Genomic DNA, 24,314 nt, shown 5'->3' with positions numbered 1-24,314 from the left:
ACCTCACGGATGAATCCAGGAGCTTGTACCCTGGCGGATCGAGGTCAATCAATTTTAGTTAACTAAGATAAATTAAGAATTTTGGCATGAGTTATGTATTCGGTATAGACGGCGGCGGAACTAAGACTATTTGTCTGTTAATGGACGAAAACAAGCTTGTTTTGGGACGCGGCGAAGCAGGCCCATCAAATTATCAAACCTTGGGAATTGAGAAGGCTAAACAATCGATTCAATTGGCGATCGAACAAGCAATTGTATCCGCTAACATCAAAGTCGATCGCCATCTGAACATAGAAGCAATTTGTCTGGGATTAGCAGGCGTCGGGCGTCCCAAAGATATTGAAATCGTGCAGTTTTTCGTGCAGAATTTGCAGTTAACTCATAATTTACCAATTAGCCAATTATGGCAGCCTAAAAATATCGTAGTTTGCAGCGACTGCGCGATCGCCCTTGTTGGCGGCACGGGCCATTCTTCAGGGATTGCGGTGATTTCAGGAACCGGTTCGATTGTTTTCGGGCAAAACCGTCAAGGGGAAACTAAACGAGTCGGCGGTTGGGGATATATTTTAGGTGATGAAGGCAGCGGATATGACATCGCAATTCGGGGTTTGCAAGCTGCTTTGAAATTCTACGATGGACGCGGAAACTATACCATACTTGCAGAAAAGTTTCAAGTACATTTAGGTCTAAAAAACCTTGAGGAATTGGTAGAAGTTGTTTATCGGCGGGGTTGGGGTGTGAAAGAAATTGCAGCTTTAGCGCTGATTGTCGATCGCGCTGCCGCAGAGGGCGATCGCGTTGCTGATGACATTATTAATAGTGCTGTGGCAGAATTTATCTGGGCCACGAAAACAGCTATTTCAGGGTTATTTAACCAAACAGAAGACTTTGAAATTGTGACGATCGGAGGTGTATGGGGTGGCGAGGCAAATTGCCGGGGTCGGTTTGAAACTGCAATAAGTGCGATCGCCCCGAAAGCCAAGGTAATTTCGCCCCGATACGAACCAGCTTTCGGTGCTGGATTGTTAGCCTTAAACGCTCTCAACAGTTAATTTTTGGCTGATGGCTGTTGACTATCTTCCTTATCTTCCCGATCGCCCTAGTCTTAAGGATTTTCTAGATTGTGCCAAATTTTAAAATTCTTGATTATCTACCTTATCTTCCTAACTTGCTGTATTCCAGCCTGCCATAATTAAAACATCAAATGAATGCGCAACCAAAAACAAGTTTAGCAGCAGTCAGTTCCTAAGTAAAGAAAAACCGAACCAAGGAGACAAATTATATGATTACTTCTCAAAAATGGCGTTCAGCAACAGCAGCAATCCTCGCACTGGGCATTACAGTTGCAACCAGCGCGCCGCTGGTGGTAGCTACTCCCGCAGAAGCTCAACAAAGAATTTCACAATTTGATAGCGTCCGAATTCCCTCGGGCAGTGTCATTCCAGTTAGTTATGAAAAAAACAAAATAGTTGTCACCCCCGAAGAAACTGCACCTTTAACTTTAACAGTAGCGCGAGACATCCGCACAGCTCAAGGAAGAGTATTAATCCCCGCAGGCAGTCAAATTGTCGGGGAATTGCGACCTGTCAGAAGGGGCAATCAAAGGGGTACTCAATTTGTTGCCACAGAGTTAATTGTCAGCCGCCGCCAACGCTATCGGATTGACGGAAATTCGGGAATTATTACCAGAACCGAAAGAGTTCAAAAAGGTGCTGGCACAGGTTCATTAGCGCAAGGTGCAGCATTGGGTGCAGCAGCAGCAGCAGCCCTAGCAGGCATTACCGGCGACAAAGCGATCGCCACTGAAGAAGTATTGGGCGGCGCTGGGATCGGCGCTTTAGCTGGAGTATTGTTGGGGCGGCGCAGCGTTGACGTGATCGTGATTCGCCCGGAACAAGATTTGGCGGTGAGATTGCGATCGGACATCGTGCTGCGCTAATATTGGAATCTTCCGATTAATTATTTGCAGTAAAACATTGTCGATCGCTAACTTGTGGTCTCCCGATAATTGGCTAGGCATACTGTTAAGGTTGTGCCTAGCCATGTTTGTTGGGGGAATTATTGGATGGGAACGCCAACTGCGGCACAAACCAGCAGGTTTGAGAACTCATATGCTAGTAAGTATGGGTTCTGCACTATTTATTTTAATACCGCTGGCGATCGGTAAAAATGGAAACGAACGAGATGCTGTAGAGCGCGTAATTCAAGGCATTGCTGCAGGCGTTGGGTTTTTGGGAGGCGGAGAAATCCTGCGGGGAAGTCAGGAGGAAATAGGCAAAGCTGAAGTTCACGGGCTTACATCTGCTGCTGCTATTTGGGTGTCAGCAGCTTTAGGAACTGCAGCAGGATGCGGGTTGTGGCAACTGGCATTAATTGGCGCTTTAATGTCGCTGTTTGTTCTGAGACTAATTAAAGAATTAGAGCGTCGGAGTCGGAAATAGTCTCAGTCCTTCAACTTGATTGGTAGGGTGAGCATTTTAAGCCCGCCTCAAGGTGATAATACCAATTATGAAAAGTCTTGCGACCTATAGATTGTAGGCGAGCATCTTTAGGGACTTAGACCTTGCCGTGTCCGGTGTGGGGAGCTGCGGTTTTCAATAATTGGTATAAGATCGAGGATTATAGCAAATTTTTTTTAATTGGTATTAATACCAATTAAAAAAAGTCTTAGTCCATTGATTTTCTTATTATACAGCAGATTCCACGTTTATAAAGTACACCTCGGATCGATCGAGCCCCGTAGGGACTTACCCTGGGCCGTGTCTAAAGCTGCACTTCCTAAACCTGGGATACGCTGTAAATTATCGTTCATTCGCTCTGACCCCCGGCCGGACACGGCAGTGCCGTTTCCCTACAGACGATAGCTGATAATTTCACGAGTAGCACTAATTTTCCGAAGTAGTATAACTAAAGTTTTTAAATCTGAGTTAATGTCAATTAATACCTATCTGGAGCATCTTTTTCGGAAATTAAAAAGCATTTTTTAGGAGTGCGAGCGAGACGCTTGCAGCCTATAAATTATCTCGCGCTTGATGCTCCCTACCGCTGAAACTCAAATATCAATAATTTTATAATTAATTAGTACATACAATTAGGAAAAATCAAATTATTATCTAAGTCTGTTTTCTGGCATAGAAGTTAATATCTCTCCAGCCCGAGGACTGAAGAAAGCTCATTAATTTTGTTCGTAAAGTTTGGGTAAATTGATCGATTCCAAAGACTCATGTCTGACGCGACCCGCCATTGCAGCTAACTGCAAGCTCATAAAAGCATTCAAATCTTCCAGATCGCAATTTGCGGAGGCAAAAATCTGCTGCATTTGATTTTCGGCTTCCACACTTAGATATCCAGCGACAATAGCTTGTTGTACAACTTCACGAATCAGCACGATAGAAAGGTTCCTTACTAAATTGGAATGTGTTAAAAGCCAACTAATTACTAACAGGAAGTTTTAGAGGCTGTCTCGCCAAACATTTCAAATTGTTTCAGCTCGCGAGACTCTTGTTTCACTCCTCCGGACATAGCTGCTAGTTGCAGAGCCATAAAAGCATTTAAGTCTTCCAGCTCATACTTGGTAGTAGTTAACATCCGCCGCAGTTGATTTTCGGCTTCAATAGTGAGATAGCCTAGGGTCAGAGCTTGTTGGGCGAGGTCGCGAATCAGTACCATAACACTTCTGGGTTTTATTGTTTGAGTAGCCTCAGTATCAACCGTTTTAACTGACTCCGCAGTGACGGCTATTGCTCAATTTGTGTGACATTTTTAGGGGTCGGTCGTGACAACCGGGCTCTCCGTGTGTGACTAAGTATTTGCACGGGTGTGACGGCGATCGCGCGGGGGATGGGAGAGAATGAGTGGGTGAGGGGGGGAGTGGGGGAGTGGGGGAGTGGGAGAGTGGGAGAGTGGGAGAGTGGGAGAGTGGGAGAGTGGGAGAGTTGGAAAATCTTCCTTCAACATCTGACTAATGACTAATGACTAATGACTAATGACTAATGACTAATGACTACCGCCTTCTACCTTCAGAAGACGCTCACCGTCTATAATCAGCAAGTTAAATATTTACGGCAAGACCTATGGAAGCAGCACATAACGATTTGCTACAACAAATAGCCCGACTATCGGAAACTTATGGTAATTTAGCCGATCGCCTCTCCCAAGCAGCCAAACAACTGCAAGACTCCGGCCTTCCTCCCTCCGACAGCTTGCTGCAAGAAGTCGCCGCCTACAGCCGCAACTTTGCCACAGTCCAAAAACAAGCTCTCGAACTCAACAAATCCGCGATCGCGCCAGGGGAAATTGCTTCCCTCAAAGACATTCAAAACTTAGTCCAGACAGCAGCAGCTTCCCAAGGTAAAGCAGAAATTCGCGACGCAGCCTTGAAAGTGCTCGATCGAGTATTGGCGATCGCCCACCGCGAACAAAGCGACTTCGCGCCCTTACAATCAGTTCATGCCAAAGCCCGCGAACTGCACCGCGCGATTTCCGAATCTACCCCGACTCAACTGCATTCCGACGCAGAATCCTTAGTTAGCGGCAAACACCCAGTTTCAGCAGTGCTGGCCTTGGTGGAACAGCAAGACAAATTAGACGACGAACAGTGGGTCATCCTCGAAGAAACAGTCAGCGCCGCTTTTGGCAAACAAATCGCCGTCGCCATTTCCAGAGGCAAATTAACCATTGCTGAGATGGTAAAAGCAGCACCTGCTAAAGTCGAACCCGCATTGAAAGCAGCGCCAGAACCAAAAATCAGCGCCCAACCCTTACCCGAAGTGATTATCATTCCGTCGGGAAATGTCGCGCCGAAACAAGTTGCAGTTGCGCCGCAGATCCAGATTTTGGAATCCCCCGCACCTTCGGCCCCCATGCACGAGGTGATTATCGTTCCCAGCGTCGAAGTACCTCAGTCCCTCCAAACAACCGGCTCCGGGAACATTGTTTTTGGGGCGCCTCGGAGCACTCAACAAGTGCCAGTAGAGGGCACTTTGGGAATCAAAGTCTTGGCGCACATTCAGGGAATTGGCGATCGAACTTTCGGTGCTCAAGAATACGCGGGTACTAAAGCTCAAGGGCGCCGCGTCGAAGGATTTGCGATTAATATCGATCCTCCAATTCCCGGCTTAAATGTCGAGTACATGGCTCACGTCGAAAGTGTTGGCGATACTCCTTGGCTCAGCGAAGGAGAATTGGCAGGTTTTCGGGGTCAAGCGAAACGAATTGAAGGATTTGCAGTGCGGTTGAGCGGGCCGCAAGCTGATAAGTACGACGTATTTTATACGGCTCACATTCAGAATATCGGCGACACCGACGTGTCCTCCAACGGCGAATATTGCGGCACTCGCGGCAAAGCCTTGAGGATCGAGGGCATCAAAGTTTGGATCGCGCCGTCTGCGAATTCCCAACCAGCGGCGCCTGTGGGTTTAAAAGTGTTGGCGCACATTCAAGGAATTGGCGATCGAACTTTTAGCGATCGAGAATATGCCGGCACACGCGCTCAAGGCCGCCGCGTGGAAGGATTTCAAATTAAAATAGAGCCTCCCGTTGCCGGTTTAAATTTGCAGTACATGGCTCACGTTGAAGGAGTTGGCGACACTGCTTGGATCGAAGAAGGGGAGTTAGCTGGATTCCGGGGCAAAGCCAAGCGGATTGAGGGATTTGCAGTGCGGCTGACTGGATCGGAAGCTGATAAATACGATGTATTTTATACGGCTCACATCCAGAATGTCGGTGATACTCCTGTTACTGCTAACGGTCAATACTGCGGCACTCGCGGCAAAGGTTTGAGGGTTGAAGGGGTGACAGTTTGGGTTCAGGCTAAGGCATAAAAATAGATAGTGAATGGAAAATTTTAAATTGCATTTTCCATTCATTTTGTAGGGTGCGTCAGCCAGGATGATTTTCGATACAAATTAACAATCTCCCAACTGATATTGTTTCCGGTGGCATCGGAATTAATATTACCGACAGCGGTAGGCGCGTGCGGAGTAGAACCACGTCTGACACGGCGCCGTGCCGTTTCCCTACAATTAATCGGACGATTGTTACATCTCTCGTGCTACGATTATTTTGCGGTAGGGAAACGGCATTGCCGTGTCCTCTGCGGCTATCATTCCGGTGCAACCGGGATTGATATGACGCACCAGCCAATAAACGGTGCGTCAGAACGATACTTTATACTTTCTGTGGTTATTCAGAATCATAAAATTGACAGCAATATGTCTCTTTGACCATTTCAGCTTGAATTTTTTTGTTGATTTCGGAGCGATTCAGTTCCCAGTTGCGGATGGTATGCACGATATCGAATCCAGCCCAAATTAACATTCCGAGGACGATCGCACCAATCAAATATCCCATAGCTTTCTTTAAAGGTTGAGGTTGGCTGTAGCTAATCTAGCGCAGCGATTGCCAGCAGACAGGATGCAAATCATTGCTGTTGAGCGCGGATGTCAGCCTGTTATAGCAGATGTTGAAGGCTTTAGTTATTCTTGAGAGAAGAAAGTCGATCGCCAACAGAATATTAAGCAATTTTAATATTTACAGGCTGTGGAATTACACGGTTGGTGAACGGGAAATGCTCTTTGGGCGCACTACCCGTAAAATGTATCATAAATACTTTACAGGGCGGTAGAGTTTGAGTTAACATCGGCTGAGCCGATAAAATATTACAGCCAAAAACAAAATATTACGATCGGATGCACGCGATCGATTATTTTAGCGTGCTTGGGGATGAATAGTTACTTAAAAAAGCCTTAAAAATCCCGCTACAGTTGCTCAAAACTCTTTCCCTCAATACTTACATATAAATATGTCATTGCCAGCAGACGATCGCCCGCAGTCCGCAACCACTGATAGTGAATCTTCCTATCGACTTTCACCGATACAGCAGGGGATGTTGTTCGACAGCCTTTCGGGCCAACAATCAGGGATAGATATCGAACAAGCGATCTGTAGCATCCGGGAAAATTTGAATGTTTCAGCTTTCCTCAAAGCTTGGCAGCAAATAGTGCAGCGGCATCCAATCTTGAGAACGAGTTTTTGTTGGTCAGGTGAAGAAGTTCCGCTGCAAACATTACACCAACAAGTTGAACTGCCAAGCGTTGAACGAGACTGGCGAAATTTGTCGGAAGGCGATCGCGCAAACCAACTCGAAACCTATTTGCAAGCAGATCGCCTGCAAGGCTTCGATCTCACTCAACCCCCGCTGATGCGTTTGGCTTTGTTCCGAGTTGCGGAAACCGAGTACAAACTCATCTGGACTTATCACCACATTTTGCTTGACAGTACCTCGGCAATAACTGTTTTGCAAGAAGTTTTTACCTTGTACGAATCCCTGTGTGCCGATCGACCATTAGAATTACAACCGCCCCGTCGCGATCGAGATTGCATCGAGTCGAGGCAGCAGCCAGACATCTCGAAAGCAGAAACATTCTGGAAACAATACTTAAGCGGTTTCAGCGCTCCTACCCCTCTGGTTGGGGATGTTTTAAGGGCAGGCAAGATGCCCGCCCCACCAGGAAATTCATCAGTTGTGGAACAGGCATCTGGCCTGTTCGTGACACCAACAGAAAATTTATCAGCAGAACCAGAAATCCGGCTTTCTAGCACCGTAACCGCAGCCTTAAACTCCCTAATTCAAGAACAGCAACTAACCCTAAATACCCTGCTGCAAGGAGCGTGGGCTTTACTTTTGAGCCGCTGTTCCGGTTCTGAAGATGTAGTATTTGGAACTATTTGCAACAGCCGATCGCAGAATCTAGAAAACGCAGAATCAGCGGTAGGATTATTCATAAATACTTTGCCGTTTCGGGTAATTGTATCTCCCGATTTACCAGCGATCGACTGGCTCAAACAACTGCAAACTCAGTGGACGGCCTTTCAAGAATACGGGAACGTGCCGCTGGCAAAAACTCAAGAATGGAGCGAGATTTCCCGGGGCACAGCTTTATTTGAAAGCCTGCTAGTAGTTGAAAAATCTCACATTAACTCTGCCTTGCAAGCTTTGGGCGGCAACTGGCAAAACCGAGAGTTTCAGCTTTTAGAACAGACAAGTTTTCCCCTAACAGTTTACGCATATGGGGGAACCGAACTGCTGCTAAAAATTGCGGGCGATCGCCAGCGGTTCGATCCGATCGCCATTACCCGAATGTTGGGACACCTGCAAACTTTGCTAGAAAGTATAGCCGCGAATCCCCAGCAGAAAATCAGCAAATTGTCAATGCTGACAGCAGCCGAACTTGCTCAGTTGCACGAGTGGAATCAAACTCAAGCAAATTATCCGCAAGACAAATGCGTTCACCAATTATTTGAAGCACAAGTCGAGCGATCGCCCGATGCCATTGCCGCCGTTTTTTCCCAAAATTCCCAACAGCAACTCACCTACCTGGAACTCAATTCCAAAGCCAATCAACTAGCCCATTACTTGCAGCAATTAGGCGTCGGGCCCGATGTTTTAGTAGCTATTTGCATGGAACGTTCCTTAGAAATTGCGATCGCCGTTTTAGGCGTTCTCAAAGCAGGCGCAGCTTACGTTCCCCTCGATCCGGCCTACCCCCAAGAACGGCTGACCTTCATGTTAGCCGACACCCAAGCTCCCGTTATTCTCACTCAATCTCACTTAGTATCGGGGTTGCCCGCACATCAAGCCCGCGCCGTTTGCTTGGACGCAGACTGGGAAACAATCAGCAGTCACAGCACCGAAAACCCAGCTAGCAGCGTCTCTCCCCAAAATTTAACTTATACAATATATACATCAGGTTCCACAGGCAAACCCAAAGGAGTTCCCCTCCCGCACCGCGCCCTAGTCAACCTAATTGCGTGGCAACTGCAAAACTCCAGCCTTGAAGGCGCAGCCAAAACCCTGCAATTTGCATCTCTCAGCTTCGATGTCTCGTTTCAAGAACTGTTCTGTACTTGGTGTGCCGGCGGCACCCTCGTTTTCATCACAGAAGAAATCCGGCGAGATGCCCAGAGTTTGTTGCAGCTAATCGACAAAGAAAAGATTCAAAGACTATTTCTCCCTTTCATCGCCCTGCAACACTTAGCCGAAGCCGCCGATACCTATCAGCTAGTACCCAAATCGCTGCGCGAAGTAGTCACCGCCGGCGAACAGTTGCAAGTCAACCGTTACATAGCCAATTTCTTTCAGCAGCTAGAAAATTGTACCCTGCACAATCAATACGGCCCCTCCGAGAGCCACGTTGTAACAGCTTATACCCTCGCAGGCCCGCCCGGAGATTGGCCCGCACTGCCTCCGATCGGCCGCCCTATTGCCAACACGGAGATATATTTGTTACAAACAGATGGTGAGCCTATACCTTTAGGAGTAGCGGGAGAACTATACATCGGGGGTATCTGTTTGGCCCGGGGCTATCTCAACCGCCCGGACTTGACTGCTGAAAAATTTATTCCTAATCCTTTTAAACACAATGAAATAAGCGCGATCGAGGATGAGGAAGAGCGCCTTTACAAAACAGGAGATTTAGCTCGCTACCTGCCCGACGGTAACATCGAGTACATCGGGCGGATTGACGGCCAAGTCAAAATTCGCGGCTTCCGCATAGAGTTGGGAGAAATCGAAACGGCACTAGCAAACCATCGGGCGGTTAAACAAGCTGTGGTGCTGGCGCGGGAAGACGCACCGGGGGACAAACGACTGGTTGCATACATAGTTGCGAATCCAGAGGAGGAATTGGCAATAGCCGACCTCCGCCTTTACCTGCAAGGGCAACTCCCCGATTACATGGTGCCTGCGGTGTTTGTGAATGTTGAGGCGATGCCGAAGACGCCCAGCGGGAAAATCGACCGCCGCGCCCTGCCGGCACCGGACTCGCAGCGACAAGAACTGTCGCAGAGTTACGCTGCACCGCAAAGCGAGTTGGAGCTTTTGCTGGCGGGTGTTTGGTCTAAGCTGCTGAAGCTCGATCGCGTCGGCATTCACGACAATTTCTTCGAGATTGGAGGCAATTCTTTGATGACGCTGCAAGTTGCAGTCCAAGTTCGGACTCTGTTAGGTAAAGATTTGCCGGTTGTCAAATTGTTCCAACACCCGACGATCGCCCAATTGGCAAATTATTTAAATCAGGGACAGACTGCAAGCCCATCTAACAACAAATTTCAAGACAGGGCCGATCGGCAAAAAGCTGCTTTTAAACGGCAAAAGCAATCTACCAAAAAACCCTAACTTATGACAAATTCGCAGGAAAACTCAGAACTTGACGGCATTGCGATTATTGGCATGGCGGGCCGATTTCCCGGTGCTGCCAGTGTCGGTGAATTATGGCAGAATTTGTGCGGCGGAGTGGAGTCTACAACGTTGTTCGGCGACGCAGAACTAGACCCCAGTATTGACCCCAATCTCAGACAAAATCCCAATTACGTCAAAGCTAGAGGAATTATTGACGGTGCCGATCGCTTTGACGCAGCATTTTTCGGCGTGAGTCCCCGCGAAGCCGAAATTACCGACCCGCAGCAGCGCATTTTTTTAGAAATAGCTTGGGCCGCCCTAGAAAATGCAGGCTGCGATCCCAATACCTTCAACGGCTCGATCGGAGTTTACGCCGGCACGGGCAACAATACTTATTTTCCCAACAACATCGCCGGACGATCGGATGTAATTTCCCGCGCGGGCGAGTTTCAGGTGATGGTAGGGAATGAAAAAGACTACATTGCTACCCGCACCTCCTACAAGCTGAATCTCAAGGGGCCGAGCGTCAGCGTGCATACCGCTTGCTCTACATCATTAGTTGCAGTTTGTCAAGCTTTTTATGCTTTGATGAGCTACCAGTGCGATCTAGCCCTGGCCGGCGGGATATCAATTACGGTGCCCCAAAATAGCGGTTATTTGTATCAAGAAGGGGGGATGTTCTCCAGCGACGGACACTGCAAACCTTTCGACGCCAAGGCTGAAGGAACCGTGTTCGGCAACGCTGCCGGGGCTGTGGTACTCAAGCGTTTGGAAGAAGCGATCGCCGACAGAGATACAATCTATGCCGTAATTCGCGGAGTCGGCTTGAATAACGACGGGGCAGCCAAAGTCAGCTTTGCGGCACCCAGCGTAGACGGCCAAGCAGACGCGATCGCGATGGCGCACGCGATGGCAGGCGTCGATCCCGAAACGATATCCTACGTCGAAACCCACGGCACGGCAACCCCACTGGGCGATCCGATCGAAATAGAAGCGCTAACTCAGGCTTTTTCACGCGAAACCGCAGCCAAACAATTTTGCGCGATCGGCTCCATCAAAAGCAACTTCGGACACACAATCGCCGCGGCGGGAGTCACAGGGCTGATCAAAACAGCTTTAGCCCTCAAACACCGGCAAATACCCGCCACTCTCCACTTCGAGCAACCGAATCCAGCCATTGATTTTGCCAACAGCCCCTTCTACGTCAACGCCGAACTTTCTGAATGGAAAGCCGGCAAAACGCCCAGAAGAGCGGGTGTCAGTTCGTTTGGCGTCGGCGGCACCAACGCTCACGTTGTCCTCGAAGAAGCGCCCGCGCTGGAACCGTCAAGTCCTTCTCGCCCGCGGCAGTTGCTGCTGCTGTCGGCGAAAACTCCATCTGCTTTGGACGCAGCTACCGCAAATTTGCGATCGCACCTCGCCCAAAACCCGGAGATCGATCTCGCCGATGCTGCTTACACCCTGCAAATCGGGCGGCAAGCCTTCAATTACCGCCGTTTTGCCGTTTGCAGCGATCGCGCCGATGCCGTGCAGTTACTCGAATCCCTGCCACCGCTGCGTACAGCAACCCGCTGCACCGAATCGAGAAATCCGGCAGTAATCTTCATGTTTCCGGGACAAGGGTCGCAATACGTCAATATGGGCTTGAATTTGTACGAATCCGAGCCTTTATTCCGCGAAACAGTCGATCGCTGCGCCGAAATTTTGCAGCCGCACCTCGGCCGAGATTTGCGGAAAGTCCTGTATCCCGGCAGCGATGAAGCGACAGCCGCCGAATCGCTGCGCCAAACTTTCTTGACTCAGCCTGCGATATTTACCGTAGAATACGCGCTTTCCAAGCTGTGGCAGAGTTGGGGCGTCACTCCCCAAGGTGCGATCGGACACAGCATCGGCGAATTTGTAGCTGCAACGATTGCAGGCGTGTTTTCCCTGGAAGATGCCTTGATGCTGGTGGCAGCGAGAGGGCGCTTGATGCAAGATTTGCCTGGGGGTTCGATGCTGTCGGTGCGCTTACCGGCTGCCGAGGTAGAAGGGCGCTTGAGTGGAGATTTGGCAGTGGCTGCGGTGAATGCGCCGGATTTATGCGTTGTTTCCGGGCCGACGGAGGCGATCGCACTTTTTCAGCAGCAACTAGAAAGCGAAAGCGTTGTCTGCAAACAACTGCACACTTCCCACGCTTTTCATTCGCCGATGGTAGATTCGATCGTCGAACCTTTCGCCGAATATGTCAAAAAAGTGCAGTTGTCAGCGCCAACTATCCCCTTTGTTTCGACTGTAACTGCTAGTTGGATAACAGCGGAACAAGCAACAGATCCGATGTATTGGGCGCGGCATTTGCGGGCGACAGTGCGTTTTGCTGACGGGATAAAAGAGCTTTGGCAAGATCCGAACCGGATACTTTTGGAAGTCGGGCCGAGAACAACTGCTGCTACTTTAGCTCGCAAACAAGCCAAAAATTTGAAAAAACAAGTTGCCATTTCTTCCCTCAGCGACAGCCCTGAAAATCAAACTGAATGGGCGGCTTTGTTGAGTGCAGCCGGACAGCTTTGGCTTTGCGGAGTATCGATCGACTGGCAGAGCTTTTATCAAGAGGAAACGCGCGATCGCCTTCCCTTGCCGACTTATCCGTTCGAGAGCAAACGCTTCTGGATCGAACCAAAAGTGTCAGAGGGGGAGAGTGGGAGAGGGGGAGATGGGGAGAGTGGGAGAGTGGGAGAGTGGGAGAATTCCCAATTCCCGATGCCCGATTCCCAATTGCCCATTCCCAATTCCCAACAATCAACAGTCAACAGTCAACAGTCAACAGTCAACAATCAATTACCGATGCCAAATTCACAGATTGAAACCAAACAAGCAGCGCGAAAATACAGACTTATCCCTGTAATTAAAAACATCCTAGAAGAAACTTCTGGCGAGGATTTAGGCAGTGTTGATGAGGACTTGACTTTCCTAGAAATGGGTTTAGATTCTCTATCTTTAACTCAAGTAGCGCTGAATTTGCAAAAAGAATTTAGCATCAAAATTACCTTTCGCCAGCTATTAGAAACTTTCCCCACTCTCGGCACTTTATCTGAATTTATCGATGGTGCTCTGCCGCCGGAGGTTTTGCCTGCAACTCCTGCCGTCCAACAAGCCGCGCCCGTAACAGCACCCGCACCGGCGATCGCACCGACAGCAGCACCTCCTGCGCCTGCGCCCATTGCCACTCCCGTTGCAGTCAGCGCCCCTGTAAATCTGCCCTTACCCAGCCCTGGGCCTCAAATTTTGAATCCCGTACAGTCTGGCAATCTCGAATACCTGATCGGGCAGCAGTTGCAAATTATGTCGCGACAGCTAGAACTGTTGGGCGGCGCTGGTTTGGTTCCCGCACAGCCGGCACCGACAACTAACGGTCAAGTTATGCCGCAGCCGCCGGCACCCGTTCAAAATATCCCCCCATCCCAGACTAACGGCAGCGCGATCGCACCCACAGCAGCACCCACAGCAGCACCCACAGCAGAACCAAAAAAGGTGTTCGGTGCAGCCGCCCGCATCGACACATCCGATCGCGACGGATTAACTCCGTCGCAATCAGCATATTTAGAAACATTTGTCAAGCGATATACGGCGCGAACTCAGAAATCCAAACAGTACACTCAGGCTCACCGCCACCACCTCGCCGATCCGCGGGTAGTTTCGGGGTTTAACCGGACGATGAAAGAGTTGGTTTATCCGATCGTGGTGGGGCGATCGTCCGGTTCTAAACTTTGGGATGAAGACGGTAACGAGTATGTAGATTTAACCAACGGTTTCGGGTCGAACTTTTTCGGATATTCGCCTGCATTTATCACAGAAGCGATCGCAGCTCAAATGCAGCGCGGGTATGAAATCGGCCCGCAAACACCGCTAGCCGGGGAAGTTGCCGAACTCGTGTGCGAGATGACCAAACACGATCGCGCCGCCTTCTGCAACACCGGTTCTGAAGCCGTTTTGGGCGCAATGCGGCTGGCCCGCACCGTCACGGGCAACAGTACGATCGTCATGTTTACCGGAGACTATCACGGAATTTTCGACGAAGTGATCGTGCGCGGCACCAAAAAACTGCGATCGCTCCCCGCAGCACCGGGCATTCCCCAATCCGCCGTTGACAATACCCTGATCCTCGACTACGGCGAACCCGAATCCCTGGAAATCCTCAAAGCACGGGCGGGCGAGTTCGCAGCCATCATGGTAGAACCGGTACAAAGTCGCCGCCCCGAGTGGCAACCGCGAGAATTCCTCCACGAAGTGCGCCGGATTACCGAGCAAGCCGGTTGCGCCTTCATTATGGACGAAGTGATTACCGGATTCCGAGTTGCACCGGGCGGGGCCCAAGAATATTTCGGCGTACAAGCGGATATCGGCACCTACGGCAAAGTTGTCGGCGGCGGGATGTCGATCGGGGTAATCGCGGGCAAATCAGCCTGGATGGACGCTTTAGACGGCGGTTTCTGGCAGTTCGGAGACGACTCGTTCCCGGAAGTTGGCGTCACTTATTTTGCAGGGACTTTTGTGCGCCACCCGCTGACTTTAGCAGCAGCCAAAGCATCCCTCGAATATTTGAAGCGCGGCGGGCCTTCATTGCAGCGCGATCTCAATGCCAAAACCGACAAATTCGTTGCAGAATTGAACGCCATGTTCGATCGAGAGCAAGCACCTTTCACAGTTAAAAACTTCGGTTCCCTGTTCAAAATCACCTACCCGCAAGATTTTTCTCATGGAGAACTGCTGTTTTACTCGCTGCGCGAAAAAGGAATTCACATTTGGGATCACCGCCCGTGTTTTCTGACGCTAGCGCATTCCGACGCAGATATTGCTTTTGCCAAGGAAGCATTTAAAAACAGCATTGCCGAATTGCAGTCAGCCGGATTTTTGGCCGCTCCGTCTGGTGGGACTGTTCGGGCTCTTGATTTCCACAAAAATGGCAATACAAATGGATCGAAATCGTCAATTGCTTTCTCAAACAATTCTCCCGTACCCGGTGCCAAATTAGGGCGAGACCCCAATGGGAATCCAGCTTGGTACATAGCAGATCCAGAGCGTCCCGGAAAACATTTACAAGTAGGAGGTAGTTTGTCAAATTGACGGTTAGCGTTAGTAATTAAATCCCGTAGGGGCGGGTTCACCGATCGTAATTGCCGCAAACCGATAGTCTCGCAAACCCGCCCCCACTAACCGTGATGGTTGACAATTAAATCCTCTAGATACTAACCAACGCATAGCCAATGAAAATAGCCGCAGATTTACAACCAAAACTAACTGCTGTAGACTTCGATCCTTTCGCCGGCGGAGAACTTTTTGCTTGCGTACCGGCGACGGAATCGCAGAAAGAAATTTGGATTGCCGTGCAAATGGGAGACGAGGCAAATTGCGCTTACAACGAGTCGATGTGTCTGCGATTGCAAGGAAACCTCGACATTGAATCTCTCGGATTTTCCATTCAGGAATTGGTACAGCGGCACGAGGCGCTGCGGGCAACATTTAGCCCGGACGGATCGACTCTTTGCATTGCGTCGTCGATCGAACTCGACATTCCAGCGATCGACTTGTCAATTGTGGACGATCGCGATCGCGAATCGAAATTAGCACATTTGCGCCGTGAAGAAGTCGATCGACCTTTCAATCTAGTGCGCGGGCCGCTGTTTCGCAGTCAAATTATCAAGCTGCAAGAAAAGGAACACATCGTTATTCTCACCGGCCACCACATTATTTGCGATGGCTGGTCTTGGGGCATATTATTCCCGGATTTGGGTGAAATCTATTCTGCCAAAAATCAAGGGTTAGCGGCCAATCTTCCACAGCCAGAAAGTTTTATAGAATATGCAATTTTACAAGAAGAAAACTCGACAGCAACCGAAATTATTGAGGCTGAAAAGTATTGGCTAGAACAGTTCTCAGGCACAATTCCGGTGCTAGATTTGCCGACAGACAGACCGCGACCTGCTTTTAGAACTTACCAGGGTTCGCGGGAAGATTGGGAACTGAATCCGGCTTTGGTTGCTAACCTCAAACGCCTGGGGAAAAAAGCAGGGTGCAGTTTTTTTACAACTCTCTTTGCTGGCTTTGAAGCTTTTATGTACCGCTTGTGCGGACAAGAGGATTTGGTGGTGGGAATGCCGGCGGCGGGACAGCTTGTTGGGGGCAAAGACAAGCTTGCCGGACACTGCGTCAGCTTGTTGCCGTTGCGTACCCAAATTAACGGAGAACAATCTTTTATAGATTATTTGCGATCGCGCCGCACGGGAGTTTTAGATGCGATCGAACGCCAGCAGCTAACCTTCGGTACTTTGGTCAAAAAACTAGCAATGCCGCGGGATTTCAGCCGCATTCCGCTAGTGCCTGTAACTTTTAATCTGGATGTGCAACTTACGGAAGATCAGCTTAATTTTGAAGGTTTTAAGGCTGAAGTCTTCTCGAATCCGAGAAGTTATGAAAATTTTGAATGGGCGGTGAATGCCAGCGAAACGAAAAGCAAACTCGTGCTGGAGTGCCAGTACAATACCAATTTGTTTGATGCTGCGACAATCCGCCGCCGCATGGCTGAATTTGAGGCGCTGTTAGAAGGGATAGTTGCTAATCCAAATTGTCTGCTGCAAAACTTGCCCATTTTGACGGCAGCGGAAAAACAGCTATTAGTTGAGTGGAACAGCACTCAAACAAATTATCCCGACTCAGCCTGCATTCACCAACTATTTGAAATTCAAGCAGAACAAACTCCCGATGCTGTAGCCTTAGTTTTTGGAGAGCAAAAATTAACCTACCAACAGCTAAATTGTCGCGCCAATCAACTGGCACATTACTTGCAAACTTTGGGGGCAGGCCCGGAAGTTTTAGTGGGCGTTTGTTTCGATCGCTCTATCGATGCGATCGTCTCGCTGTTGGCTGTTCTCAAAGCCGGCTCGGCTTACCTGCCCTTAGACCCAGCTTATCCCAAAGAACGGCTGGACTTCATGCTGTCAGACGCCCAAATATCGGTGCTTTTGACTCAAAATCATCTAGTAGAAAGACTTCCCGACAGCGGAGCAAAAGTAGTTTGCCTGGAGGCGGCGCGGGAGGAAATAGACGCACAAAATCAGTCCAATCCTGCCAATCTCGCTAATGCCGAAAATTTGGCTTATGTAATGTATACTTCAGGCTCGACAGGCAAGCCCAAAGGCGTTTGCGTCGTCCACCGAGGTGTGGTGCGGTTAGTCAAAGACACAGATTATGCCAGCCTCACCTCCGCAGAAGTCTTCCTGCAACTGGCTCCAATTTCCTTCGACGCCTCGACCTTGGAAATTTGGGGAGCGCTGCTCAACGGGGCGCAAATGGCGGTATTCCCTCCCGGCAGCCCTTCTTTGGCAGAGTTGGGAGAGGCGATTCGCTTATACAATGTGACAATATTGTGGCTGACAGCCGGACTGTTTCACTTGATGGTGGACGAGCGAATTGAGGATTTAAAGGGTGTGCGCCAACTGTTGGCAGGCGGCGACGTTTTATCTGTTCCCCACGTCCAGAAGTTGCTGCGAGAAGTTCCAAATTGCAAATTAATTAACGGTTACGGGCCGACGGAAAATACGACTTTTACTTGCTGCGCGGCGATCGACTCTGACAGTCAAATTAGCAATTCCGTTCCCATCGGGCGGGCGATCGCCAACACCCAAGTTTACATACTCGATCGGCACTTGCAGCCGGTGCCGATCGGCGTTCCAGGGGAATTATATGCAGGCGGCGCAGGTTTGGCCAGAGGCTACCTCAACCGCCCGGATTTGACAGCAGAAAGGTTCATTCCCAATCCTTTTACAAACCAAGAAAATGGATGGGAAAATGCAGAAAATCGAGCGGTTTCAAGCCTTCTTCCTTCTTCAAATCGCCTTTACAAAACAGGGGATTTAGCCCGCTACCTGAATGACGGTAATATCGAATATCTCGGACGCATCGATAACCAGGTAAAAATACGCGGCTTCCGCATCGAAGTGGGAGAAATTGAGGCAGTGCTCGCCGGACATCCAGATATCGCTCAAGTTGCGATCGCAGTTCAGTTAGATGCTTCGGGCAATAAATGTCTCGCAGCTTATGCAGTTTCCCGCCCAGGTCAAATTCTCGCAGCCGGTACCCTGCGCAGCTTCCTGCAAGAGAGACTGCCAGACTACATGATACCTGCTGGGTTTGTGTTCCTCGACGCTTTGCCCTTGAACCCCAACGGTAAAGTAGACCGTCGCGCTTTGGCAACTCAAAAGTGGCAATCTAGCAGCACGGCGCCCAATGAAATAATTGCTGTTGCCCCCCGCGACAAGTTTGAAATCCAGGTGACAAAAATTTGGGAAAAAGTTTTAGGCATCAATTCAATGGGAATCAGGGACAATTTCTTCGAGGTGGGAGGACATTCGCTGCTAGGGGCGCGCCTGTTAGCTGAAATTGAAAAAGTATTCGACAAAAAGCTGCCGCTGTCTGCTATTTTCCAATCGCCAACAGTTGAGCAATTGGCTAACATTCTCCGCGAACCGGAATGGTCGTCACCTTCTCCATCAATGGTGGTGATTCAACCGGGAACAGGAAGTTACAAACCGCCTCTGTTCTGCATTCACGTTCTCGGCAGAGGATTGGAGTTTTACCGTCCTTTAATGAATTATTTGGAGCGATCGCAGGCTGTTTTGGGACTTTCCACTCAGATTATGGATGAAAAACTCGCTCCCCCCAATCGAGTTGAGGAATTGGCAGCTTATTACATAAAAGAAATGCGAACTTTTCAGTCGCACGGCCCTTATTTTCTGTTAGGAGTATCTTTTGGGGGGACGGTAGCTTTTGAGATGGCTCGGCAACTTCACGATCTAGGTGAGAAGGTAGCTTTGCTGGGATTGTTGGACACTTACGGGCCGGCTGCTTTCAAAAATTTGTCTGAGATTAAGAAGGGTCAGCGCTTGACTAAAATTCTACAGCTCGAACCTGCTGTGTTTATGGAGAAAGCGAAAATCAATCTGGGGGGGAGAATCGAGCAGTTGACTCATTGTTACTGGAGGAATTTGTCCAAATTTTACCGGGCGATCGGGCGTCCCGTGCCGATTTATCTGGAAAACTTCACTCATGGAGGGCTCAATCAAGAGGCATTGAGACACTATGTAGCGGGAGTTTACCCTGGTCGAGCGACTCTCTTCAAGGCAGTTGAGAGTGCCGTCGCGTTTGGTGTAGATCGCGAATTGGGTTGGGGCGAGGTAGTGAAGGGAGGAATAGAGGTTTACGACATTCCCAGCGACCACTTGGGGATGTTAAAAGAGCCTCACGTTCGGGTACTGGGGGAAAAATTGCAGGCTGCGGTCGATCGGGCTCGGGAAATGAATTGTCAATAATTTCCAGCAGTCGGGGCTCCGCATTCCGGCAAATAATTTCTGTCCAGGACGCACTTCGACATTCATAACCGGGTTTTTTACCAAATCTACGGGTACAAACGAGGTATTTTCGTAAACAAACCCGGTTTCTGAGATCCTATGCGTAATTCCTAAATTTATTGGTTTTTTGCAGAGATTTACTGCCGGAATGCGGAGCCCCTACCGATATATTTGCACTCAGGGGATGTTCCCCTAAATTCACCCTTCCAAAGCCGCTAAAAGACACAGCAACAAAGCCTCCGTCCACTCGACTACAGCACCGTAAGTATCGCCCGTGTGGCCGCCCAAACGGTGGTTAAACCAGGCTCCGGCAAAAATTCCGATCGCACTTCCCCCCAAAGCCATCCCCACCGCCAACAGCCACCGATCGCCCTCCAAGACAACTTGCACCACGCTCAAACTCAGCAGCAACAGCACTCCGGGGATAAAATCAAAAGGAGAATAAATCGATTCTTTGTGAAAAGCTCCCTTACCCTCGGCCCGGAGATAGGGATAGCGGGCGATCGCCACCAGTTGGCCCCACCTCCCCCAACCCGCCACACCCATCAAAGCCAGCCACCGATAGTTATTCAAGTCCGAGAGAGCGGCAGTTTTCAGCAGTACGATCGCGATCGCAGCCATCGCCCCAAAAGCCCCTGTAACGCTGTCCCGCATGACTTCCAGCCTGCGTACCGGGTCAGGTACAGCCAGCCCGTCCGCCGCGTCCATAGCCCCGTCTAGGTGCAGCCCGCCAGTCACCGCGATGCCCAACACTACAACCAAGGCCGATCGAGTCAGAGCAGGCATTTCCAACAACTGCAACCCAACATCCGCCAGTCCCAGCATCCCCCCAATCAAAAGTCCGATCGCCGGTGCCAAGCGAGCAATGCCCCGAAACTCCAAAGTCCAAGACATCGGCACCGGCAAACAAGTATAAAAAGCGACTGCGGCTGCGATGGCAGCGCCTTGATTCCGGAAAAAGTCGATCGTAGAGCGAACCAATTTATCATCCACCATAAGATAGAAAATTTTTCATCTGCTGTGCAGTTGTCAATCCATTAGCGTGTGCCAGAATTGGAACTGTAACACCCTAGTCCTTTGGATCGGGCATTCCTCCTGTCGGAGCTCTTTTCCCCGGAAAACCTCTGCAGGCAGCGATCCCGAAGCTCCCTATCTAAAATGACTAAACTCAAGATCCGCGTTTCCCTTCCCAAGAATTCTAGCTAACTCCGTGATTTCCAAGACGGGAACATACTACAACAGAGGCTTTTACTCCATGAGTCACGACCAATTGAATAACAGGGTAGTTGCTCCTTGCATCATCGATACAGGCATTGTCGTCAACAAAAGCGATATCAAAAGATTGCTGTTTGATTTAGGACGTGTCCGCTACCTTCACATACAAGATGGCAAGACTTACAGCGAAGGGGAAGGTTATGTACTCGAAGTCTTCGCCAACCCCCACCGTTCTACCCTGATTGCCAACCATGCGCTTTATTTGAACGTGTATAGTTTTGATTACCTGGAACTGAAACAGTGCCCTGAAGATGGTGCTTATTTTGACCTGATTCAAGATGGACGGCAGTTGCGGTTAATTCCCCTCTCCAATCCTTTGCAAGAACAAGTCGCCCGGAATTTAAATGCGGCGGCTTTGGATGCGGTTGTCGATCAGGTACTCTCAGGCAACTGGGATCTGCAATTGGATGAGGATGATTCCCCGTTTTAATCGTCAGTCAGTCGATTTTAGATTTTAGATTTTAGATTTTAGATTTACTCGCAGCGCCGTGAATCTGGGAGGTAGAACTAAGGTCTAAAATTTTTTGCCCTCCACGACGATTGTCGGAAACTTGTCTCCGTTTTTGGGCGGGGTCATGGTTTTTTTTGTCGCGATGTCATCAACAATAGATTAAATAACACGGACGGCCGAGTAGCGGTTAACGATCGTCGGGGACTAATGACTGAAGACAACGCGAGATTTTCTTTTAAATGTCAGGCTAATTGCAGCCATACCCAAGCGCGTGCAGGGGTTTTTTCCACTCCCCACGGTGTTGTGGAAACGCCTAAATTTATGCCCGTGGGGACGCTAGCTAATGTCAAAACTTTGACACCAGCACATCTTGAGGCGGCGGGTTCTCAAATGGTTTTGGCAAATACTTATCACTTGCACTTGCAGCCGGGGGAAGCGATTGTCGCAGGCGCGGGCGGATTGCACAAATTTATGGCTTGGCCGGGCCCGATGCTGACGGATTCGGGCGGCTTTCAGGTGTTTAGCTTGAGCCAAATGCGGACTATTTCTGAGAATGGGGTAACTTTTCGTTCTCCCCGCGACGGCCGCATGATTAATTTAACGCCAGAACGATCGATCGAAATTCAGAATGAGTTGGGCGCTGATGTGATTATGGCTTTTGACGAGTGTCCCCCTTATCCGGCGACGCGGGAGGAGGTGGAAGCTGCGACAGACAGAACTTACCGCTGGCTAAAACGCTGCATTCAAGCTCACTCGCGCCCGGATCAGGTTTTGTTCGGCATCGTGCAGGGGGGTGTTTTCCCCGATTTGCGATCGCGCGCGGCGAACCAGTTGGTAGATTTGGATTTACCCGGTTACGCCATTGGCGGGGTTAGTGTCGGGGAATCGGGGGATTTGATCGCAGAGATTGTGAAGGTGACTGCGCCCCTGTTGCCGGCAAATAAACCGCGTTATTTGATGGGGATTGGGACTTATCGGGAAATGGCGCTGGCTGTGGCGAGTGGCGTAGATATGTTTGACTGCGTGATTCCGACTCGGCTGGCCCGCCACGGGACGGCTTTTGTTGGTGGGGAACGCTGGAATTTGAAAAATGCTCGGTTCCGGGAGGATTTTGCTCCGCTGGATGAGTCTTGTCCTTGTTATACCTGCCAAAAATTCAGTCGGGCTTATTTGGCACATTTGGCGCGGGCTAACGAAGTGCTGGGGTATACTTTGCTGGCGCTTCACAATGTGACGGAGTTGATTCGCTTTACTGGGAGGATGCGGGAGGCGATTTTGGCCGATCGATTTACACAAGAGTTTGCCCGCTGGCTTGCACCGAGAGTCGATCTATAATGAGTTCCTTTGGTGAAGATATGCGACAATTGTGAAAATTGTGTTGGATAGGTAGGTTGATTCATGGAAGCTGCATTACTCTTAGCAAAACTGCCCGAAGCTTATTCGATTTTTGAGCCTTTGGTTAATGTTTTGCCCGTGATTCCCGTGTTTTTCTTGCTGCTGGCTTTTGTTTGGCAAGCGGCTGTCGGGTTCAGATAAGTTTGATTTCATCAAAAGCAGGGGCAATTCACAAATTGCCCCTGCTTTTAGTTATTAAGTTTTGTTTCGTTCTTCTTTCTGGCTTCATCCACCGCCGATCGCACTTTGGAATGCCGGTCTTTCCGAGATCCGCTTGATGTAATCTACAACAGCCGGATAAGCACTGAGGTCTAGTTTTAGCATCATCGGAATGTAACCCAATATTGACCCGACTGCTGCATCGGCGACGCCGAATTCATCGCCCATTAAAAACGGCTGTTTCTCGAAGATTTGATTAAGCGGTGTTAACAAGCGGGGAGTTTCGCGATCGCGAGTTGCTTCTGTAAATATTCCTGGGCCGAGGCTGGCGTTAGCAAACATGACCCACTGCACGATTTGAGCTTGCTGCTCCAAAGTCTCCGGCATTTTACCATATTTTTGAGCTAAATACAGCAGAATTGCACCGGATTCCCAAAGTTTAAAATCTCCCTCAACAATTGCCGGTACTTTGCCGATCGGGTTTATTTCGAGATACTCTGGCTGCAAGTGTGCCCCTGCTGGCATATCTAGGGTGACGAATTCGTAGGGAACCGCTATTTCTTCTAGATACCACTTGACAATTGATGCCCTGCTGCGAGCTCCGCCGTAAAGTTTCAGCACAAAATTTTTATCCTTTAACGCAATATTGCTGTTATAGCATTTTTGGGGAATTGGGAATTGGGAATTGGGAATTGGAACCACCAGAGACTGCTGATGTCACTGTTCGACTAATGACTAATGACCGATAAGTAATGGCACTTCTGTTAAGTGCAGAAACAAGATTCTGCTGCCAATAAAAATCAAAATTGCGCCCCCCAAAATTTCAATTTTATTAGCAAACAAGTTTCCGCACTTGTGCCCGATAAACACGCCTGCAAAAGCTAAAAAGAAAGTAATAAATCCGATCGCAGTCACCGCAGGAGCAATAGAATCTTTCAGGACAGCAAATCCGATGCCAACTGCGAGAGCATCGATACTCGTCGCCACCGACAGCGTTATCAAAGTCCCCGTATCTAAGGGATTGAACTTTTTCTCGCATTCTTGACTTTGCAGCGATTCGTAAATCATTCTACCGCCAATGAAACTCAAAAGCCCAAAAGCTATCCAATGGTCGATCGGTGTTATCAAAAAACTAAAAGTCAGACCGACAAACCATCCTATTACGGGCATTAAAGCTTGGAAACCGCCGAAAAACAAGGCGATTTTTAAAGCTTTATTGACCTTCATATGTTTGATTGCTAAACCGCTAGAAACAGCAACAGCAAAAGCATCTGCTGCTAGGCCCAAGGAAAGGAAGACGGTAGTGGCTGCATCCATTTTTGTAAACTGTTAGATGTTATAGGTAAAGCGTTGGTCTTGACTTTTTTACTTTACACTAAATTTTGATATAGTTGCAATATTTTCATATTTACTTCATTTTTTAATCACATTGGTTTCATAATTGGCGGTGTTCAAAAGCTCAGGGCTTATC

General features: G+C 49.2%; 16 protein-coding genes. 10 read left to right on the top strand and 6 right to left on the bottom strand.

From position 1 onward, the window contains the following. Positions 1-86: 86 nt before the first annotated feature. From QUA02_RS04400 to QUA02_RS04390, 3 genes are all read left to right on the top strand, one after another. Complete coding sequence (locus QUA02_RS04400; RefSeq protein ID WP_333025595.1) at positions 87-1,052, top strand: N-acetylglucosamine kinase; 966 nt, start codon at positions 87-89, stop codon at positions 1,050-1,052. A 230-nt stretch (positions 1,053-1,282) separates the two neighbouring features. Then, the gene (locus QUA02_RS04395; RefSeq protein WP_333025594.1) at positions 1,283-1,939 is read left to right on the top strand and encodes a hypothetical protein; all 657 of its coding nucleotides are present in this window, start codon (positions 1,283-1,285) and stop codon (positions 1,937-1,939) included. Positions 1,940-2,042: 103 nt separating this feature from the next. Beyond that, positions 2,043-2,441, top strand: a complete 399-nt coding sequence (locus QUA02_RS04390; protein ID WP_333025593.1) for an MgtC/SapB family protein — start codon at positions 2,043-2,045, stop codon at positions 2,439-2,441. A gap of 734 nt (positions 2,442-3,175) precedes the next feature. On the opposite strand, the gene QUA02_RS04385 is transcribed toward QUA02_RS04390, so the two are convergent. Together QUA02_RS04385 and QUA02_RS04380 are read right to left on the bottom strand one after the other, a co-directional pair. Next, on the bottom strand, positions 3,176-3,391 hold the full coding sequence (locus QUA02_RS04385; protein ID WP_333025691.1) for a hypothetical protein: 216 nt from the start codon (positions 3,389-3,391) through the stop codon (positions 3,176-3,178). A gap of 47 nt (positions 3,392-3,438) precedes the next feature. After that, the gene (locus tag QUA02_RS04380) at positions 3,439-3,669 is read right to left on the bottom strand and encodes a hypothetical protein (RefSeq protein WP_333025592.1); all 231 of its coding nucleotides are present in this window, start codon (positions 3,667-3,669) and stop codon (positions 3,439-3,441) included. 404 nt (positions 3,670-4,073) lie between these two features. Between QUA02_RS04380 and QUA02_RS04375 the strand changes: the two genes are divergently transcribed. Beyond that, on the top strand, positions 4,074-5,822 hold the full coding sequence (locus QUA02_RS04375) for a hypothetical protein (RefSeq protein ID WP_333025591.1): 1,749 nt from the start codon (positions 4,074-4,076) through the stop codon (positions 5,820-5,822). A 361-nt stretch (positions 5,823-6,183) separates the two neighbouring features. On the opposite strand, the gene QUA02_RS04370 is transcribed toward QUA02_RS04375, so the two are convergent. Further along, positions 6,184-6,351, bottom strand: coding sequence for a hypothetical protein (locus tag QUA02_RS04370; RefSeq protein ID WP_333025589.1), 168 nt, complete (start codon positions 6,349-6,351; stop codon positions 6,184-6,186). 451 nt (positions 6,352-6,802) lie between these two features. On the opposite strand from QUA02_RS04370, the gene QUA02_RS04365 reads away from it, so the two are divergent. From QUA02_RS04365 to QUA02_RS04355, 3 genes are all read left to right on the top strand, one after another. Beyond that, on the top strand, positions 6,803-10,177 hold the full coding sequence (locus tag QUA02_RS04365) for a non-ribosomal peptide synthetase (protein ID WP_333025588.1): 3,375 nt from the start codon (positions 6,803-6,805) through the stop codon (positions 10,175-10,177). Between the two features lie 3 nt (positions 10,178-10,180). Further along, positions 10,181-15,283, top strand: coding sequence for an aminotransferase class III-fold pyridoxal phosphate-dependent enzyme (locus tag QUA02_RS04360; protein ID WP_333025587.1), 5,103 nt, complete (start codon positions 10,181-10,183; stop codon positions 15,281-15,283). Between the two features lie 140 nt (positions 15,284-15,423). Then, positions 15,424-19,524 (top strand): non-ribosomal peptide synthetase, encoded by a 4,101-nt coding sequence (locus QUA02_RS04355; protein ID WP_333025586.1) that lies wholly within the window; start codon positions 15,424-15,426, stop codon positions 19,522-19,524. Between the two features lie 237 nt (positions 19,525-19,761). On the opposite strand, the gene cobS is transcribed toward QUA02_RS04355, so the two are convergent. After that, a complete protein-coding gene (gene cobS / locus QUA02_RS04350; protein WP_333025585.1) occupies positions 19,762-20,559 on the bottom strand; it encodes an adenosylcobinamide-GDP ribazoletransferase in 798 nt (265 codons plus the stop codon). Positions 20,560-20,818: 259 nt separating this feature from the next. Here cobS and QUA02_RS04345 point away from each other — a divergent pair, with 259 nt between their 5' ends. The 3 genes from QUA02_RS04345 to QUA02_RS04335 all read left to right on the top strand — a co-directional run bounded on the left by QUA02_RS04345 (position 20,819) and on the right by QUA02_RS04335 (position 22,825). After that, positions 20,819-21,268 (top strand): hypothetical protein, encoded by a 450-nt coding sequence (locus tag QUA02_RS04345; protein ID WP_333025583.1) that lies wholly within the window; start codon positions 20,819-20,821, stop codon positions 21,266-21,268. 228 nt (positions 21,269-21,496) lie between these two features. Next, positions 21,497-22,624, top strand: coding sequence for a tRNA guanosine(34) transglycosylase Tgt (tgt, locus tag QUA02_RS04340; RefSeq protein ID WP_333025581.1), 1,128 nt, complete (start codon positions 21,497-21,499; stop codon positions 22,622-22,624). Positions 22,625-22,687: 63 nt separating this feature from the next. Next, positions 22,688-22,825, top strand: a complete 138-nt coding sequence (locus tag QUA02_RS04335; RefSeq protein ID WP_006634808.1) for a photosystem II reaction center protein K — start codon at positions 22,688-22,690, stop codon at positions 22,823-22,825. An 84-nt stretch (positions 22,826-22,909) separates the two neighbouring features. On the opposite strand, the gene QUA02_RS04330 is transcribed toward QUA02_RS04335, so the two are convergent. Both QUA02_RS04330 and QUA02_RS04325 read right to left on the bottom strand, forming a co-directional pair. Next, positions 22,910-23,464, bottom strand: a complete 555-nt coding sequence (locus tag QUA02_RS04330) for a glutathione S-transferase family protein (RefSeq protein ID WP_333025690.1) — start codon at positions 23,462-23,464, stop codon at positions 22,910-22,912. A gap of 114 nt (positions 23,465-23,578) precedes the next feature. Continuing rightward, positions 23,579-24,160, bottom strand: coding sequence for a manganese efflux pump MntP (locus QUA02_RS04325; RefSeq protein ID WP_333025580.1), 582 nt, complete (start codon positions 24,158-24,160; stop codon positions 23,579-23,581). Positions 24,161-24,314: the final 154 nt, after the last annotated feature.

Source organism: Microcoleus pseudofavosus SVA1_A4 (assembly GCF_036700565.1).
Taxonomy (GTDB): domain Bacteria; phylum Cyanobacteriota; class Cyanobacteriia; order Cyanobacteriales; family Microcoleaceae; genus Microcoleus.
Note: the sequence above shows the minus strand (reverse complement) of the source record. Positions and strands in the feature narration are given on the sequence as shown.

What these genes read in the sequence shown, in the direction of transcription:
- QUA02_RS04400 (WP_333025595.1), top strand. Translation starts at nt 87, where the DNA reads ATGAGTTATGTATTCGGTATAGACGGCGGCGGAACTAAGACTATTTGT.
- QUA02_RS04395 (WP_333025594.1), top strand. Translation starts at nt 1,283, where the DNA reads ATGATTACTTCTCAAAAATGGCGTTCAGCAACAGCAGCAATCCTCGCA.
- QUA02_RS04390 (WP_333025593.1), top strand. Translation starts at nt 2,043, where the DNA reads ATGTTTGTTGGGGGAATTATTGGATGGGAACGCCAACTGCGGCACAAA.
- QUA02_RS04380 (WP_333025592.1), bottom strand. Translation starts at nt 3,669, where the DNA reads ATGGTACTGATTCGCGACCTCGCCCAACAAGCTCTGACCCTAGGCTAT.
- QUA02_RS04375 (WP_333025591.1), top strand. Translation starts at nt 4,074, where the DNA reads ATGGAAGCAGCACATAACGATTTGCTACAACAAATAGCCCGACTATCG.
- QUA02_RS04370 (WP_333025589.1), bottom strand. Translation starts at nt 6,351, where the DNA reads ATGGGATATTTGATTGGTGCGATCGTCCTCGGAATGTTAATTTGGGCT.
- QUA02_RS04365 (WP_333025588.1), top strand. Translation starts at nt 6,803, where the DNA reads ATGTCATTGCCAGCAGACGATCGCCCGCAGTCCGCAACCACTGATAGT.
- QUA02_RS04360 (WP_333025587.1), top strand. Translation starts at nt 10,181, where the DNA reads ATGACAAATTCGCAGGAAAACTCAGAACTTGACGGCATTGCGATTATT.
- QUA02_RS04355 (WP_333025586.1), top strand. Translation starts at nt 15,424, where the DNA reads ATGAAAATAGCCGCAGATTTACAACCAAAACTAACTGCTGTAGACTTC.
- cobS (WP_333025585.1), bottom strand. Translation starts at nt 20,559, where the DNA reads ATGGTGGATGATAAATTGGTTCGCTCTACGATCGACTTTTTCCGGAAT.
- QUA02_RS04345 (WP_333025583.1), top strand. Translation starts at nt 20,819, where the DNA reads ATGAGTCACGACCAATTGAATAACAGGGTAGTTGCTCCTTGCATCATC.
- tgt (WP_333025581.1), top strand. Translation starts at nt 21,497, where the DNA reads ATGACTGAAGACAACGCGAGATTTTCTTTTAAATGTCAGGCTAATTGC.
- QUA02_RS04335 (WP_006634808.1), top strand. Translation starts at nt 22,688, where the DNA reads ATGGAAGCTGCATTACTCTTAGCAAAACTGCCCGAAGCTTATTCGATT.
- QUA02_RS04325 (WP_333025580.1), bottom strand. Translation starts at nt 24,160, where the DNA reads ATGGATGCAGCCACTACCGTCTTCCTTTCCTTGGGCCTAGCAGCAGAT.